The 15,518-nt window shown below is 71.9% G+C and carries 14 protein-coding genes; all 14 read right to left on the reverse strand.

Annotation, left to right across the window (positions count from 1 at the left end; translation table 11 throughout):
- Positions 1–6: 6 nt before the first annotated feature.
- The 14 genes from gltB to ACYVOM_RS07410 all read right to left on the reverse strand — a co-directional run bounded on the left by gltB (position 7) and on the right by ACYVOM_RS07410 (position 15,317).
- Positions 7–4,560, reverse strand: coding sequence for a glutamate synthase large subunit (gene gltB / locus ACYVOM_RS07345; protein ID WP_460302473.1), 4,554 nt, complete (start codon positions 4,558–4,560; stop codon positions 7–9).
- A 318-nt stretch (positions 4,561–4,878) separates the two neighbouring features.
- Positions 4,879–5,820, reverse strand: coding sequence for a hypothetical protein (locus tag ACYVOM_RS07350; RefSeq protein WP_460302474.1), 942 nt, complete (start codon positions 5,818–5,820; stop codon positions 4,879–4,881).
- Positions 5,817–6,596: a hypothetical protein gene (locus ACYVOM_RS07355; RefSeq protein WP_460302475.1), complete on the reverse strand. Its 780-nt coding sequence runs from the start codon at positions 6,594–6,596 to the stop codon at positions 5,817–5,819. Before ACYVOM_RS07355 ends, ACYVOM_RS07350 begins: the two co-directional genes overlap by 4 nt.
- Positions 6,597–6,692: 96 nt before the next feature.
- Entirely contained in the window at positions 6,693–8,051 is a 1,359-nt protein-coding gene (lgt, locus tag ACYVOM_RS07360; protein WP_460302476.1) for a prolipoprotein diacylglyceryl transferase, read from the reverse strand.
- An 82-nt stretch (positions 8,052–8,133) separates the two neighbouring features.
- Positions 8,134–8,880 (reverse strand): DsbA family protein, encoded by a 747-nt coding sequence (locus tag ACYVOM_RS07365; RefSeq protein ID WP_460302477.1) that lies wholly within the window; start codon positions 8,878–8,880, stop codon positions 8,134–8,136.
- 39 nt (positions 8,881–8,919) lie between these two features.
- Positions 8,920–9,426, reverse strand: coding sequence for a MauE/DoxX family redox-associated membrane protein (locus tag ACYVOM_RS07370; protein ID WP_460302478.1), 507 nt, complete (start codon positions 9,424–9,426; stop codon positions 8,920–8,922).
- A gap of 181 nt (positions 9,427–9,607) precedes the next feature.
- Positions 9,608–10,405: a tryptophan synthase subunit alpha gene (gene trpA, locus ACYVOM_RS07375; protein WP_460302479.1), complete on the reverse strand. Its 798-nt coding sequence runs from the start codon at positions 10,403–10,405 to the stop codon at positions 9,608–9,610.
- On the reverse strand, positions 10,402–11,616 hold the full coding sequence (gene trpB / locus ACYVOM_RS07380; protein WP_460302480.1) for a tryptophan synthase subunit beta: 1,215 nt from the start codon (positions 11,614–11,616) through the stop codon (positions 10,402–10,404). The genes trpA and trpB overlap by 4 nt, the downstream gene beginning before the upstream one ends.
- 46 nt (positions 11,617–11,662) lie before the next feature.
- Positions 11,663–12,469 carry an indole-3-glycerol phosphate synthase TrpC gene (trpC, locus tag ACYVOM_RS07385; protein WP_460302481.1) on the reverse strand — a complete coding sequence of 269 codons (807 nt, stop codon included), beginning with the start codon at positions 12,467–12,469 and terminating at the stop codon, positions 11,663–11,665.
- 78 nt (positions 12,470–12,547) lie between these two features.
- Positions 12,548–12,961 (reverse strand): DUF2752 domain-containing protein, encoded by a 414-nt coding sequence (locus ACYVOM_RS07390; RefSeq protein ID WP_460302482.1) that lies wholly within the window; start codon positions 12,959–12,961, stop codon positions 12,548–12,550.
- 90 nt (positions 12,962–13,051) lie between these two features.
- Positions 13,052–13,702, reverse strand: a complete 651-nt coding sequence (locus tag ACYVOM_RS07395) for a winged helix-turn-helix transcriptional regulator (RefSeq protein ID WP_460302483.1) — start codon at positions 13,700–13,702, stop codon at positions 13,052–13,054.
- A gap of 216 nt (positions 13,703–13,918) precedes the next feature.
- Positions 13,919–14,569 (reverse strand): Trp biosynthesis-associated membrane protein, encoded by a 651-nt coding sequence (locus tag ACYVOM_RS07400; RefSeq protein WP_460302484.1) that lies wholly within the window; start codon positions 14,567–14,569, stop codon positions 13,919–13,921.
- Complete coding sequence (hisI, locus tag ACYVOM_RS07405) at positions 14,566–14,958, reverse strand: phosphoribosyl-AMP cyclohydrolase (protein WP_460302485.1); 393 nt, start codon at positions 14,956–14,958, stop codon at positions 14,566–14,568. The genes ACYVOM_RS07400 and hisI overlap by 4 nt, the downstream gene beginning before the upstream one ends.
- 152 nt (positions 14,959–15,110) lie before the next feature.
- Positions 15,111–15,317: a cold-shock protein gene (locus ACYVOM_RS07410; RefSeq protein ID WP_460302486.1), complete on the reverse strand. Its 207-nt coding sequence runs from the start codon at positions 15,315–15,317 to the stop codon at positions 15,111–15,113.
- Positions 15,318–15,518 lie beyond the last annotated feature (201 nt).

A 15,518-nucleotide genomic window follows, 5' to 3' on the forward strand; every position in this document is an offset into this window, starting at 1 on the left:
CGCCCCCTATCCCTGAGCAGCGGCCATGATGGCCTCGTCGACGTCGCGGCCCTCGGCTTCGGCGGCGGCCTTGGCCTCCAGCACCCGCTTGTAGTCCCGCGGCATGATCTTGCTGAACCGCGTCACCGCGCTCTCCCACTCGGCGAGCAGCTTCGCCGCGACGGTCGAGCCGGTCTCCTCGGCGTGCTTGCCGACGAGCCCGTGCAGCACGTCGCGGTCCTCGCCGGTGAGCGCCTCCACCTCGACCATCTCCGGGTTGACGCGCTGCGGCTGGAGGTCCAGCACGTAGGCGACGCCGCCGGACATGCCCGCCGCGAGGTTGCGGCCGGTCGGGCCGAGGATCACCGCGCGTCCGCCGGTCATGTACTCGAGGCCGTGGTCGCCCACGCCCTCGACGACCGCGGTCGCGCCGGAGTTGCGGACGCAGAACCGCTCGCCTACCAGGCCGCGCAGGAACGCCTCGCCGGAGGTCGCGCCGTACAGCAGCACGTTGCCGGCGATGATCTGGTCCTCGGCGTTGAACTGCGCCGACGGGTCGGGCTGCACCGTGATGCGTCCGCCGGACAGGCCCTTGCCGAGGTAGTCGTTGGAGTCGCCGACCAGCCGCAGGGTGATGCCCGCGGGGACGAACGCGCCGAACGAGTTGCCGGCCGAGCCGGTGAAGGTGACGTCGATGGTGTCGGCGGGCAGTCCCTCGCCGCCCCACTTCTTCGTCACCTCGTGGCCGAGCATGGTGCCGACGGTCCGGTTGACGTTCCGGATCGGCAGCTCCAGCTTGACCCGGTCGCCGAACGCGACGGCGCCTTCGGCGAGCTGGATCAGCGTGTTGTCGAGCGCCTTCTCCAGCCCGTGGTCCTGGGTCGTGACGCACTGGAGCGCCGCGCCCTCGGGCAGCTCGGGCATGTGGAAGATCGGCGAGAGGTCGAGCCCCGCCGCCTTCCAGTGGTCGATCGCCTCGCGGGTCTCCAGGACGCCGACCTGGCCGATCGCCTCCTCCAGGCTGCGGAAGCCCAGCTCGGCGAGCAGTTCGCGGACCTCTTCGGCGATGTACTCGAAGAAGGTGACGACGAACTCAGGTCGGCCGGAGAAGCGCTCGCGCAGGACCGGGTTCTGGGTGGCGACGCCGACCGGGCAGGTGTCCAGGTGGCAGACGCGCATCATGACGCAGCCGGAGACCACCAGCGGGGCCGTCGCGAAGCCGTACTCCTCGGCGCCCAGCAGGGCGGCGATGACGACGTCGCGGCCCGTCTTCATCTGGCCGTCGGTCTGCACCACGATCCGGTCGCGCAGCCCGTTCAGCAGGAGCGTCTGCTGGGTCTCGGCGAGGCCGAGCTCCCAGGGGGCGCCCGCGTGCTTGAGCGAGGTGAGCGGGGACGCGCCGGTGCCGCCGTCGTGGCCGGAGATCAGCACGACGTCCGCGTGCGCCTTCGACACGCCCGCCGCGACGGTGCCGACGCCGACCTCGGAGACCAGCTTCACGTGGACCCGCGCCGCCGGGTTGGCGTTCTTCAGGTCGTGGATGAGCTGGGCGAGGTCCTCGATCGAGTAGATGTCGTGGTGCGGCGGCGGCGAGATGAGGCCGACGCCGGGCGTCGAGTGCCGGGTCTTGGCGACCCACGGGTAGACCTTGTGGCCGGGCAGCTGGCCGCCCTCGCCGGGCTTGGCGCCCTGGGCCATCTTGATCTGGATGTCGTCGGCGTTGGTCAGGTACTCCGAGGTGACGCCGAAGCGGCCCGAGGCGACCTGCTTGATCGCCGAGCGGCGGGAGTCGCCGTTGGCGTCCGGCGTGAACCGGCGCGGGTCCTCGCCGCCCTCACCGGTGTTGGACTTGGCGCCCAGCCGGTTCATGGCGATCGCGAGGGTCTCGTGCGCCTCGGCCGAGATCGAGCCGTAGGACATCGCGCCCGTGGAGAACCGCTTGACGATCTCCGAGACCGGCTCGACCTCGTCGACGGGGATCGACGGGCGGTCGGACTTGAAGGAGAACAGTCCGCGGAGCGTCATCAGCTCGGCCGACTGGTCGTCGACGAGCCGCGTGTACTCCTTGAAGATGTCGTACTGGCGGTTGCGGGTGGCGTGCTGGAGCTTGAACACCGTCTGCGGGTTGAACAGGTGCGGCTCGCCCTCGCGGCGCCACTGGTACTCGCCGCCGACCTCCAGGGTCCGGTGCGCGGTCTCGTTGCCGCTCGCCGGGTAGGCGCGGGTGTGCCGCGCGGTCACCTCGCGGGCGAGGTCGGCGAAGCCGATGCCGCCCATCTGCGAGGAGGTGCCCTTGAAGGCGCGGTCGATGACCTCGGCGCCCAGGCCGATGGCCTGGAAGATCTGCGCGCCGGTGTAGGACGCGACGGTCGAGACGCCGATCTTGGACATGACCTTGAGGACGCCCTTGCCGTACGCCTTCACCAGGTTGCGCGCGGCCTTGGTCTCGTCGACGCCCTTGAGCTCGCCCGCGCGGACCAGGTCCTGGACGGTCTCGATGGCCAGGTACGGGTTCACCGCGGAGGCGCCGTAGCCGATGAGCAGCGCCATGTGGTGGCACTCGCGGGCGTCGCCGGTCTCCACGACGAGGCCGACCCTGGTTCGGGTCTTCTCGGCGATGAGGTGGTGGTGCACCGTGCCGGTGAGCAGCAGCGACGGGATCGCGGCGCGCGCGGAGTCGGCGCCGCGGTCGGACAGGACGATCATGCGGGCGCCCGCGGCGATCTCGCGGGACACCTCCGAGCAGATCTCCGCGAGACGCTTGACCAGCGCCTCGCCGCCGCCGGCGACCGGGTAGGTGCCGTGCACGACGTGGGCCTGCAGATGCGGCAGGGCGCCCTCGTCGTTGATGTGGATGATCTTGGCCAGCTCGTCGTTGTCCAGGATCGGGGTCTGCAGCACCAGGCGCTTGCAGGAGTCCGGTCCGGGGTCGAGCAGGTTGCCCTCGGGACCCAGCGTGGAATGCAGCGAAGTGATCATCTCTTCGCGGATGGCGTCCAGCGGCGGGTTGGTGACCTGCGCGAACAGCTGCTTGAAGTACTCGAACAGCAGGCGCGGCTTCTCCGAGAGCGCGGCGACGGGCGTGTCGGTGCCCATCGAGCCGATCGGCTCGGCGCCGGTCGAGGCCATCGGCGCGAGGATGACGCGGAGCTCTTCCTCGGTGTAGCCGAAGGTCTGCTGGCGCTTGACGAGGGTGTCGTGGGTCGGCACCTCGCGCTCGCGCGGGGGCAGCTCCTCGAAGCGCACGAGGCCCTCGTCCAGCCACTGCTGGTAGGGGTGCTCGGCGGCGAGGGACGCCTTGACCTCGTCGTCCTCGACGATCCGGCCGGCCTCGGTGTCGACCACGAAGATCTTGCCGGGCTGCAGGCGGCCCTTGCGGACGACCTTGGCCGGGTCGATGTCCAGGACGCCGGACTCCGACGACAGCACGACCAGGCCGTCCTCGGTCACCCAGAAGCGGCCGGGGCGCAGGCCGTTGCGGTCCAGGACCGCGCCGACGACGGTGCCGTCGGTGAACGAGACGGAGGCGGGACCGTCCCAGGCCTCCATCAGCGTCGAGTGGAACTCGTAGAACGCCCGCCGGGCGGGGTCCATCTCGGTGTGGTTCTCCCACGCCTCGGGGATCATCATCAGCACCGCGTGGGGCAGCGACCGGCCGCCCAGGTGCAGCAGCTCCAGCGCCTCGTCGAAGGACGCGGTGTCGGATGCCTCGATGTCGATGACGGGGAAGATCCGGGAGATGTCGCCGGGCAGCACGTCGGAGGCGAGCAGCGCCTCGCGCGCCCGCATCCAGTTCCGGTTGCCCTTGACGGTGTTGATCTCGCCGTTGTGCGCGAGGTAGCGGTACGGGTGCGCCAGCTCCCACGCCGGGAAGGTGTTCGTGGAGAAGCGCGAGTGGACCAGCGAGATCGCGGTCGTGTACCTGCGGTCGGACAGGTCGGGGAAGAACGGCTCCAGCTGGGAGACCGTGAGCATGCCCTTGTACACGATGGTGCGGCTGGACAGGCTCGGGAAGTAGACCTGCACGTCCTGCTCGATGCGCTCGCGGGCGCAGAACACGACGCGGTCCAGCTCGATGCCCGTGCGGCCGGCGTACGGGCCGTCGGCGGCCGCGGTGAGGAAGAGCTGGCTGAAGTGGGGCATCACGCGGCGCGCGGCGGGGCCGCAGAACGTCGCGTCGACCGGCAGCTCGCGCCAGCCGAGGACCTCCAGGCCCTCTTCCGCCGCGACCGCGTGGATGTGCGCGACGGCTGCGGCGCGCTCCTCGCCGTCGGCGGGCAGGAACGCGATGCCGGCGGCGTACGAGCCGGCCTCGGGAAGCGCGAAGTCCACGACCTCGCGGAAGAAGGCGTCAGGGATCTGGGTCAGGATGCCGACACCGTCGCCGTCGTCCGGCTCGGCGCCGACGGCGCCGCGGTGGTCGAGGTTGCGCAGGACCGTCAGTCCGTTCTCGACGGTCTCGTGAGTCTTGCGCCCGTGAAGGTCGGCCACGAGGCCGACGCCGCAGGCGTCATGCTCGTTGGCCGGGTCGTAGAGCCCCTGCGCTTCAGGCTGACCAGGTGTGAGGGCAGCAGCCGCCATCAACCCTCCCGTAAAGTTCACTGTCAACTGACAAGTGCAGTTCGGGACGGCGTTGGCCCTGCTGCGAGTATTACCTAAAGGTTACATCAATGCCCAGATCATGCCCGACTGGGTGGGTTGGCGAAACTTTCAAAACTGCTTCGTTTCACCGGTAGCTGTCTTCGTCGATCAGCTCCAGGGCACGCCGTCGGACGGATCCGGGCCTTGCGGGCCGAGGCCGTCCTGTATGCCTACCCCATCATAGCCGGACAAACCAGACCCACCAGGTCTAGACCTGTCCGTTCATCCGTGATCAACCTCACGGAAACACGCAGGTCATCAGGCCGCGCGGCCATAGATGGCATCGGCTTCGGCGGCCGTCACCAGCACCGACAGGAGCGCCGCGCTGCGCTCGTCACCGGTGCCGTCCGTCCGCTGCACCCACGTGATCAACGCGTAATGCCCCATCGCTATTCCACGCGCCATGCCGAAGCCCTGGCCGAAGAACTCCGGAGCGTCGTCGGGCACCCGGACGAATCCCGCGGTACCCGCGCCGAAGGCCTCGACCGCGTCATTGGCGGCTTCCGCGTCGGTGAGGTTATAGACCGCGACGACGGCCGCGAAACCCTTCTTCGTGTCGGTGTAAAGTCCGCGGACCGCTTGACTGCATCCGGCCTCGCCGAGCCGCTCGGCCAGGCCCTCGCCCCAGATCGCGTCGGCGCAGTCCGCGTCCTCCACGGCGGACCTCCGGACGATCTTCGCGCCCGTGGTGTCGTCCTCCAGGGAGCCCTTGGGGAACATCTCGTCGGCGGTCAGCGGCTCGGGATCCAGCGCGCGGGTCTCGATCAGCTCGAACACCTCGGTGGACGGCGACGACGAGTAGGACTCGGGGGTGTAACCGGTCAGCTCGGGCACGCCGAGGCGCACCGCGCCGGGCCGCGCCGACCCTCCCTCGGCCTCGCCGCCCTGCCTCAGCACCACCACGGCGACCGCGGCCGCGGCGCACACCAGCACGAGCAGGGCAGCCGCGGCGCCGAAGAACAGCCGGGACTGCTTCTTGTTCTTGCCGTTCTTGCCGTTCTTCCCGCCCGGCCGCCGCTGGGACTCGCCCGCCCCGGGCTTCCCGCCCCTGGAGCCGCCGCTCCCGGCCTCCCGCTCGTCCTTCTCCGCCAGCTCCGGATGCACCGGATTCGGGCCCGTGGGAGCCGCCTCGTACGCGGACGGGCCAGGACGGCCGTGCGCGAGGGGACCCGCGGGACGGGGACGGCGGGGATCGCTCATCGGGGATCGAGCAGCACGATCCGGCCCCAGGCGAACTCCTCGGGCTTCTGCACGGCCAGGCTGGTGTCGATCAGCTCGTTCATGGCCTCGGGGGTGCCGCCGTCGGCCCTGCCGACCCAGCTCATGATCACGTAGTGGCCGATGGCCTGGCTGTAGGCGGCGGTGAAGCCCGAACCGAAGTCGGCGGCGCCCTCGACCGCGAGGGGGCGGACGAACCCGCCCTTCAGGTCGGGGTCGAGGCTGTTCAGCACCTGCTGGGCCGCGGCCTGGTCGACCATGTTGATCGCCACGAAGTTCCCCGCGCCCTTGCCGTCCTTCGACACGTACGCGCCGCGGGCGACCTGGGTGCACTCGCCGCGCTCGAGGGTCTTGGTGAGCAGCTCGCCCCACACGACCGACGCGCAGTCCTCGGTGACGTCGGAGTCCGTCAGCCGGAACGTGAACGACCGGTAGGTGGCCTGCTTCATCTCGTCGAACACCTCGCCCTCGGTGAAGGGGCGGGTGTCGGTCTTGCGCGAGGCGACCTTCCCGGCGTTCTGCCCGGGCGTCTGCGGGACGTACACGTCGGGCGTGTACTGGGCGCCGCCACCGGAGGAGGCGCCGCCCTCCGCGTCGTCGGACGGCAGCAGCAGCCAGGCGCCCACCGCGGCCGCGATCAGCACCACGACCACGCCGACCGCGACCAGGATCTTCGTCCTGCCGCCTCCGCCGCCCTTGTCGGCCTCCGGCCAGATCTCATCCTCGGCGGGCTTGGTCCGCGCGCTCGTTCCGCCCACCGGTCCTCCAGGCATTTCAGACATCGCGTCGAGAGCTTATCGAGCATCGGCGCGCCGGGGGTGCGGTCTTGCGACCCCCGGCGCTCCCGGATCCGCTCAGGCGCGGTCCTTGACCGCCGCGCCGTCGTCCACCGGCCGCTCGGCGTCGGCGTCGGCGTCGGCGTCCTCGGCGGACTCGGCGGACTCATCGGCTTCGGCGGCCTTCGCGGGCTCGTCGGCCTTGGCGGCGGGCTCCTCGGCCTCTTCGGCGGCGACGGGCTCGGACGGCTCGTCTACAGAGTCCGCTTCGTCCTGCGCGTCCTCTTCGTCCTGTGCGACGGACGTGTCGGCGGCCTCCGCGGCGGGGGCGGGCACCTCGGCCTTCGGCTCCTCCGCGTCGTCCGCGGCGTCTGCGTCGTCGTCGTGGGCGGCCTCGTCGGTCTCGGCGGCCTCGTCGGTCTCGCCGTCGATGTCGGACTTACGGGCGGCCTCGGCCTTCGCCGCGGCCTCCTCGGCGGCCTTGGCGCGCTCTTCCGGCGGGACGGCCGACAGGTCCTCGGTCGGCTCGGTGTCGGCCGGGTCGAGCGGCTTGTCGCCGTCGGGGTCGGGCGCCGCGTCGGCGAAGTAGTCGTGGCCGTCGTCGAGCCGCTCGGGGACCGAGCCCTTGCCGCGGTTCAGGACGAGGTAGGCGACCGCGGCCAGGAACACCAGCAGCGAGGTGTAGGTGTTGAGGCGCAGGCCCAGGAACTCGTGGGCGTTGTCGATGCGCAGCAGCTCGATCCAGCCGCGGCCGAGGGTGTAGCCCGCCACGTAGAGCGCGAAGGTCCGCCCGTGGTTGAGGTTCCACTTCTTGCCGGCCCAGATCAGCACGATGGCCAGGCCGACGCACCACAGCGACTCGTAGAGGAACGTCGGGTGGTAGGTGGAGACGTCGGCGTACTCGGCCCGAACAACGCCGAACTCGTCCTTCGGGCGGTGGGCCGGGTCGATCACCAGGCCCCACGGCAGGTCCGTCGGGCGGCCGTACAGCTCCTGGTTCCACCAGTTGCCCCAGCGGCCGATGGCCTGGGCCAGCGCGATCCCGGGCGCCACCGCGTCGGCGAGCGGGGCCAGCCGCACGCCCTTCTGGCGGCAGCCGAGCCAGGCGCCGAGTGCGCCCAGGGCGATCGCGCCCCAGATGCCGAGGCCGCCGTGCCAGATCTTCAGCGCGTCGATCGGGTCGCGGCCCTCGCCGAAGTACATCTGGTAGTCGGTGACGACGTGGTAGAGCCGTCCGCCGACGAGGCCGAACGGCACGGCCCAGACGGCGACGTCGATGACGGTGCCGGGTTCCCCGCCCTTGGCGACCCAGCGCCTGTCGCCGAGCCAGACGGCGACGATGACACCGATGATGATCATCAGCGCGTAAGCCCGGAGGGGGAACGGTCCGAGCTCCCAGACGCCCTGGGACGGGCTCGGGATCGAGGCGAGCAGCATGCCCGTGACGTTACCGCGTCCGCGGGCGTTGTCGTGCACGCGAAAGGCGGCGGACCGGCGCCCGCCGCCTTCGCCGCAGGGCCTAGGACGCGCCGGTGACGGCCTTGGTGAGGTCCTCGGGGCTCCACGCCTGATCGGTGATGTTCTTGCCGTCGAGCAGGACGGTCGGGGTCGACTCGACCTTGCCGATGTTGAACGCGTGGTCGGTCATGGCCTGGACCTGCGCGGACTTCTCGCCGTTGTTCACGCACGCCTCGAACGCCGAGCCGCTGATCCCGTACTCGGCCGCCCAGGAGATCAGGTCGGCGTTCTGGAAGCCGGTCTTGCCCTCCGCGGGCTGCTCGGCGTAGATCCGGTCATGGAATTTGACCCAATTGTCGCCTGGCGCGCAGAGTGCGGCGTTGGCGGCGCGCTCGGAGTTGGACTTCAGCGGTTCCTGGCTGAACAGCCGGAACGGCCGGTAGACGACCTTGGCCTTGCCCTGCGCCGCGAGCTCCTTGAACGCCGCGCCGTTGGTCTCCTCCAGGCTCTTGCAGGCCGGGCACTGGAAGTCCTCGTAGATCTCCACGACGGGGGCGGTCACCCCCTCCTTGGCCATGACGATGGAACCGTCGTCCTGCCTGCTCGTGGGGGCGAGGGCGCCGGTGTACTCGGTCTTGTCCCCTCCCCCGGAGTTGGCCAGCACGACGATGCCGACGGCGACCGCGATGAGCGCGAGCGCTCCCCCGGCCACCGCGAGCGTCTTGACCTGCCGGTCCCGCCTGGCCTGGAGCTTGCGCTCCTCGGCGATCCGCTCCCGCGCGGAACGGTCCCGCGAGGCCTTGCCCATCCGATCCCCCTCGATCGTTGACTCTTGCGCCGGCCCCGCCTAGAGGCCGAGCCGGCGGTCCACCGCCAGGCGGCCCGGCGCGAAGACGGTGATCCACACCGCCAGGGCCAGATATCCGACGTCCCGCAGGATCTCCTGCAGGTACTTCGTCTCCCCGGCGGCCACCGTGCCGCCGCCGCCGAAGCAGCCGCAGTCGATGCTCAGGCCGCGCGCCCAGGCCGAGGCGATCCCGCCGATGAACACGACCATCAGCACGGCCGCGAGCACCGCGCTCAGCCTCGTCGCGAAACCGGCGACCAGCAGCAGCGCCAGGACCATCTCCAGGACGGGCAGCCCGTGCCCGACCGGGCCGATGAGCGCGTCCGGCAGCAGATCGTAGGCCTCGACCGCCTGCCGCTGGAGCTGCGCGGGCTCGGTGAACTTGGTCCACCCCGCCCAGAACAGCACGCCCGCGAGCACGAGCCGCGCGGCGAAGGTCGCCCACTGCGTCCACCCAGCACGGCCGCGCGGCACGAAGTGCACGGCTTCCTCCCGGGTCTCGGTCACACGCCCACCTCACCTTTCACACCGGTCGCCTCACCGGCAGGCTAGCCGGACCCCCGTAAGACCTCGGTGAGCGCGAATCGCCGACACAGCGTGATACTCGCGTCACCGTCAGCAAAGCCTACCGGCCGAAAAGAGCCGGTACCCCAGACCAAGGGGCACCGGCTCTCAGGGCTTTCGTCCCTCAGCTTCGGGCGCGGACGCCTTCGGCGAGTTCCTCGGCGAGCGCGCGGGCCTCCCGGACGCCGTCGGCGAGGGTCGGCGCGTCGAGGACCCGGCGGATGAACGCCGAGCCGACGATGACGCCGTCGGCGAACCCGGCGACCTCCGCGGCCTGCGCGCCGGTGCCGACCCCGAGGCCGAGGCCGACCGGGAGGCCGGTCTGCGCCTTCGTGCGGGCGACGAGGCCGGCCGCGCCGGTGTTGATCGCGGTGCGGGCGCCGGTGACGCCCATGAGGGACGCCGCGTAGACGAAGCCCCGGCAGACATCGGTGATCTTCTTGATGCGCTCCTCGGTGGAGCTGAGCGCGACCAGGAAGACCTTGTCGAGGCCGAGCGCGTCGGCGGTCTCCAGCCACTCCCCGCCCTCTTCGGGCGTGAGGTCGGGCGTGATGAGGCCGGAGCCGCCCGCGTCCTTCAGCTCGCGGGAGAACTTCTCGACGCCGTACCGGTCGACCGGGTTCCAGTACGTCATGACCAGGGTGGACGCGCCGGTGGCGGCCACCGCCTCGACGGTGCGGAACACGTCGGTCAGGTGCGTGCCCGCGGTGAGGGCGCGGTGCACGGCGTCCTGGATGGTCGGGCCGTCCATCAGCGGGTCGGTGTAGGGCAGGCCGATCTCGATGATGTCGCAGCCGCCCGCGACCATCGCCTTGGCGACCTCGATGCCGCCCTCGACGCTGGGGAACCCGGCGGGCAGGTAGCCGACCAGAGCCGCGCGGTTCTCGGCCTTGGCCTTGTCGAACGCGACGGAAACGCTCACTGTCCATCCTCCGGCATCAGGCCGAAGTAGGCGGCCGCGGTATGCATGTCCTTGTCTCCGCGGCCCGACAGGCACACGACGATGGTCGCCTCCGGACCCAGCTCCTTGCCGACCTTGATGGCGCCGGCCAGCGCGTGCGAGGACTCGATCGCCGGGATGATGCCCTCGGTGCGGCACAGCAGCGCGAACGCGTCCATCGCCTCGGCGTCGGTGATCGCGGCGTAGGTGGCGCGGCCGGTGTCCTTCAGCCACGAGTGCTCGGGGCCGACGCCCGGATAGTCCAGGCCGGCGGAGATCGAGTGCGACTCGATCGTCTGGCCCTCGTCGTCCTGCAGGAGGTAGGTGCGCATGCCGTGGATGACGCCGACGGAGCCCGCGGTCATCGTGGCGGCGTGCCTGCCGGTCTCCACGCCCTCGCCCGCGGCCTCGAAGCCGTAGAGCCTGACGCCCTCGTCGGGGATGAACGCGTGGAAGATGCCGATCGCGTTGGAGCCGCCGCCGACGCAGGCGACGACCGCGTCGGGCAGGCCGCCCCACCGCTCCAGGCACTGCTCGCGCGCCTCGACGCCGACGATCCGGACGAAGTCGCGGACCATCATCGGGAACGGGTGCGGGCCCATCACGGTGCCGATCACGTAGTGCGTGTCGTCGACGGAGGCGACCCAGTCGCGGAACGCCTCGTTGACCGCGTCCTTGAGGGTGCGGCTGCCGTTCTTGACCGGGATGACCTCGGCGCCCAGCATCCGCATGCGCGCGACGTTCAGCGCCTGGCGCTGGGTGTCGACCTCGCCCATGTAGACGGTGCACTCCAGGCCGAGCAGGGCCGCCGCGGTGGCCGTCGCCACGCCGTGCTGGCCCGCGCCGGTCTCGGCGATCACCCGGGTCTTGCCCATGCGCTTGGTCATCAGTGCCTGGCCCAGCACGTTGTTGATCTTGTGCGAGCCGGTGTGGTTGAGGTCCTCGCGCTTGAGCAGGACGCGGGCGCCGCCCGCGTGCTCGGCGAAGCGCGGCGCCTCGGTGAGCAGGCTCGGCCGACCCGCGTAGTTGGTCAGCAGGTCCTGGAACTCGGCCTGGAAGGCCGGATCGTCCTTGGCCTTGAGGTACTCGGTCTCCAACTGGTCGAGCGCGGCCATGAGCGCCTCGGGCGCGAAGCGCCCGCCGAACCGGCCGAAGCGCCCGGCGGCGTCCGGCACGGCGTTTTCGATGGTCATGAGGACTTTCCTGTTGGGCAGCGGGTTGTCTGGACGCCCTCGCCGACTACTTGCCCTGGCGCAGGGCCGGGTGCGCGCCTGCCGCGACGAGGTCGGCGACGGCCGCGCGCGGGTCCTTGCCCGTCACCAGGCTCTCGCCGACCAGGACGGCGTCCGCGCCCGAGGACGCGTAGGACAGCAGGTCGTGCGGGCCGCGGACGCCGGACTCGGCGATCTTGATGCGGTCGGCGGGGATGAGCGGGGCCAGGCGGGCGAAGGTGCCGCGCTCGACCTCCAGGGTCTTGAGGTCGCGGGCGTTGACGCCGATGACCTTGGCCCCGGCGGTGACGGCGCGCTCCACTTCCTCCTCGGTGTGCACCTCCACCAGCGGGGTGAGCCCGATCGACTCGGCCCGCTCGATGAGGGACACCAGCGCCTCCTGCTCCAGCGCGGCCACGATGAGCAGCGCCAGATCGGCCCCGTAGGCGCGGGCCTCCCACAGCTGGTAGGAGGTGACGATGAAGTCCTTGCGCAGGACGCAGATGTCGACGTTGGCCCGGACCTCGGCCAGGTCGTCGAGACTGCCGCCGAAGCGGCGGCGCTCGGTGAGCACGCTGATGACCTTGGCCCCGCCCGACTCGTAGTCGCGGGCGAGCGCGGCCGGATCGGCGATGGCCGCGAGCGCGCCCTTGGACGGGCTGCTGCGCTTGACCTCCGCGATCACCGCGACCCCGTCGCCGCCGAGCGCGGCGAGCGCGTCGCGGGGCGGCGCCGCGGCGGCGGCCCGCTCCTTCAGCTCCTCCAGCGCGACGGTGCGCTGCCGGTCCGCCATGTCCGCGCGCACTCCGTCGATGATCTCGTCGAGAACGCTCACGGTTGTCCCCTCGTCACGGTTGCTGTACCTGCCGATGTTAGCCGCCTCACGGGCTCTTCCTCGCACACGCCCCCGCTCTCACGGGGCCAGTGCCTGCCCGAACGGCAGATTGCGGACCACCCAGAAGAGGAGGATCGCACCGGTCAGCGCGAAGATCGCCCAGCGGCTGGAGAGCCTCGTCCGCACCGGGGCGCCGCGCACCGAGGCGACGGTCCACAGGACCCACAGATAGGCGGCGACGGGGATCAGCGCGAACGCCAGCGCGTTCAGCCCGGCGGCCTCGGCGATCCTGCCGTGGGCGAGCGCGTGCGTCATGCGCAGGCCGCCGCAGCCGGGACAGGCCAGGCCCGTCATCGCCAGGAACGGGCAGGTCGGGTAGTGCCCCGCCTCGTTCGGATCGACCGCCCCCACGTAGGCGATCGCGACGGCTCCCGCCGCCAGCATCGCCAGCGGAGCGAGCACCGCCTTGCCCCGGACCCCCTGAGCCCCCATCACCCGATCCACGGTAGCGCCCCCGGCCCCCGGGATCGAGCGCGGCCCGGTAAGGCCCCCGGGCCGGTCGCTCGGGAGCCGGGGCCCGGGTCAGACATCCGCCGCGTATCCGACGCCCCGGACCGTCCGGATGGGGCTGGCCGGGCCGAGCTTGGCCCTGAGCTGGGCGACGTGCACGTCGACCGTCCGCACGCCGGCGCCGCCTCCGGGGCTCCACGCGGCCGCGAGGAGCTGCTCGCGGGTGAAGACCCGGCCCGGGTGGCGCAGCAGGTGGGCGAGGAGGTCGAACTCGGTGGCGGTGAGGCTGGCGGGCCGGTCTCCGGCGCGCACCGCGCGGGTCCGCGGATCGAGCACGAGGTCACCCGCCCGCAGCACGTCGGCCGCGGTGTCCTCGGCGTGCGCGCGCAACGCCGCGGCCACGGCCGCGACCAGGGCGCGCGGGCTGAACGGCCGGACCACCGCGTGCTCGCCCGGCTCGACCGCCCGGCCGGGCGGCAGCACCCGGACGACGGGCGCGGGCCGGGCCGCCTCGGCGACCCGCCGGTACAGCTCCGCGGCGGTGAGCGCCGCCGGCAGTTCGGAAAGGTCCACCACCACCGCGTCGGGCTCCACCCGCGCCACGGCCGCCCCCGCCCGCGCCCGGTCGGGCTCCACGACGACCCGGTAGCCCTCTCTGGCCAGGTAGAGCCGCTCCAGCTCCGCGACATCCGGATCATGCTCGAACACCAGCACGGTCTCCACGGTCGCTCCTCGCTGCTTCGCCGCTCCGTCGCGGCAGGATCCGGGCACTCGGGCGGGCGTCCGGACACGCGTGCGCGCCGGCACCGTGTCCCTGAGTGCGGCTCCCCCGAGAGCAACCCGCCCATTTTGCCCGACCACGGGGCCTGACGAGCACTTTCCGCCCGCAAGGGGCCGCGGCGCTCCGTCCCCCGGTCAGCCGGGCGCGGCGCCCCGCGGTCAGCTCGGGTCGGCGGTGGGGTCCTCACCCCGGTCGAGGGACTTCCACAGGGCCGAGGGGTCGTCGGCGGGGGCGGCCTTGACGGGGCGGGAGCCGCGCTCGTAGCGCGCGGACATGCCCGGCCAGGCGCGGCCGCGCACGGCGGTCCACAGGCCCGCGAGGGCGATCACGACGCCGCCCGCCGCGGCGAGCCACGGCCAGTGCGTGGCGTCGAAGGAGACGGCGTCGCCGGAGCCCACGACGATCATCTTGGCGTCGCCGACCAGCGCCGACCGCACCGAGGAGGCGTCGGTCGCCGTGAGGGCGAGCAGCACGGAGCCCGCGCCGAGCAGGGCGAGCAGCGCCCCGACCGCGATCCGGGCCGCGCCGCGGACCGCGAAGACCGCGGCCATCGCGGCGAGCGCCGCCCAGCCGAGCGCGCCGGTGGCGGTGAGGTCCGCGCCGGTGAGGTCGGACAGGCCGCCCGAGGCGTGCCCGCCGCCGGAGAGGGAGGCGTACGCCCACACGCGCCCGGTGGCGAAGACCACGAGGGCTGCGCCGGCCGCGCAGACGAGGGCCACCGCGCCCATCTCGCGGCGCGACGGCGCGGGGGCCGCGGCAGGGCCCTCCTGCGGACCGGCGGCCTCCGGGGCGTGCGGGGCGGCGGTCACTGGCCCGGCTGGCCGACGACCGCGCCGAGGTCGTCGGCGTCCCAGCAGGTGCGGTCGCCGGTGTGGCAGGCCGCGCCGACCTGGTCGACCTTGACGAGGATCACGTCGCCGTCGCAGTCCAGGGCCGCGGACTTCACCCACTGGGCGTGTCCGGACGTCTCGCCCTTGACCCAGTACTCCTTGCGGCTGCGCGACCAGAACGTGCAGCGGCCCGTGGTGAGGGTGCGGTGCAGCGCCTCGTCGTCCATCCAGCCCATCATGAGCACCTCGTGGGTGTCGTACTGCTGCGCGATGGCCGGGACGAGGCCGTCCTCGGTGCGCTTGAGACGGGAGGCGATCTTCGGGTCGAGTGCGGTGCTGTTCGGGGCCGCGGGCGCTTGCGCTGACATGCTCAGCACCTTATCCGCATCCGCCCGCGCCCCGGTTGCGGGGCCGGAGGCGGCAGCGGGCCGGAGATGACGGAGTGCAGAGACGACGGAGCCCGCCCGGGCCTGCGCCCGGGCGGGCTCGCAGAGGTCTGAGTCTGCGGTACTGCGGGTGCTTACAGGGGGCGGACCTGGTCGGCCTGCGGGCCCCGGTTGCCCTGGGTCACCTCGAACTCGACGCGCTGGGCCTCTTCAAGGCTCCGGTAACCGGAGGACTGGATGGCCGAGTAGTGAACGAAGACGTCGGGTCCGCCGCCGTCCACGGCGATGAAGCCGTAGCCCTTCTCGGCGTTGAACCACTTCACGGTGCCCTGCTGGGCCATGGTCTTTCTCCTTGCGGCAAAACACGGGTCCACACCTCGTGGCCCCACCGCGGTCCGCACGGGGAGTCCTCGCCCCCGGGTACCGTCCCCGGGAAAGCCAAAACGCCCGCTGTCCATCGTTCGCGCGGGCGTTATACCACTGGCAGAACACGTAACGAACCAAGACTGCTACCGCTGGAGTGAGAGTATCACCGTTGGGTG

Source organism: Actinocorallia aurea, from assembly GCF_054783995.1.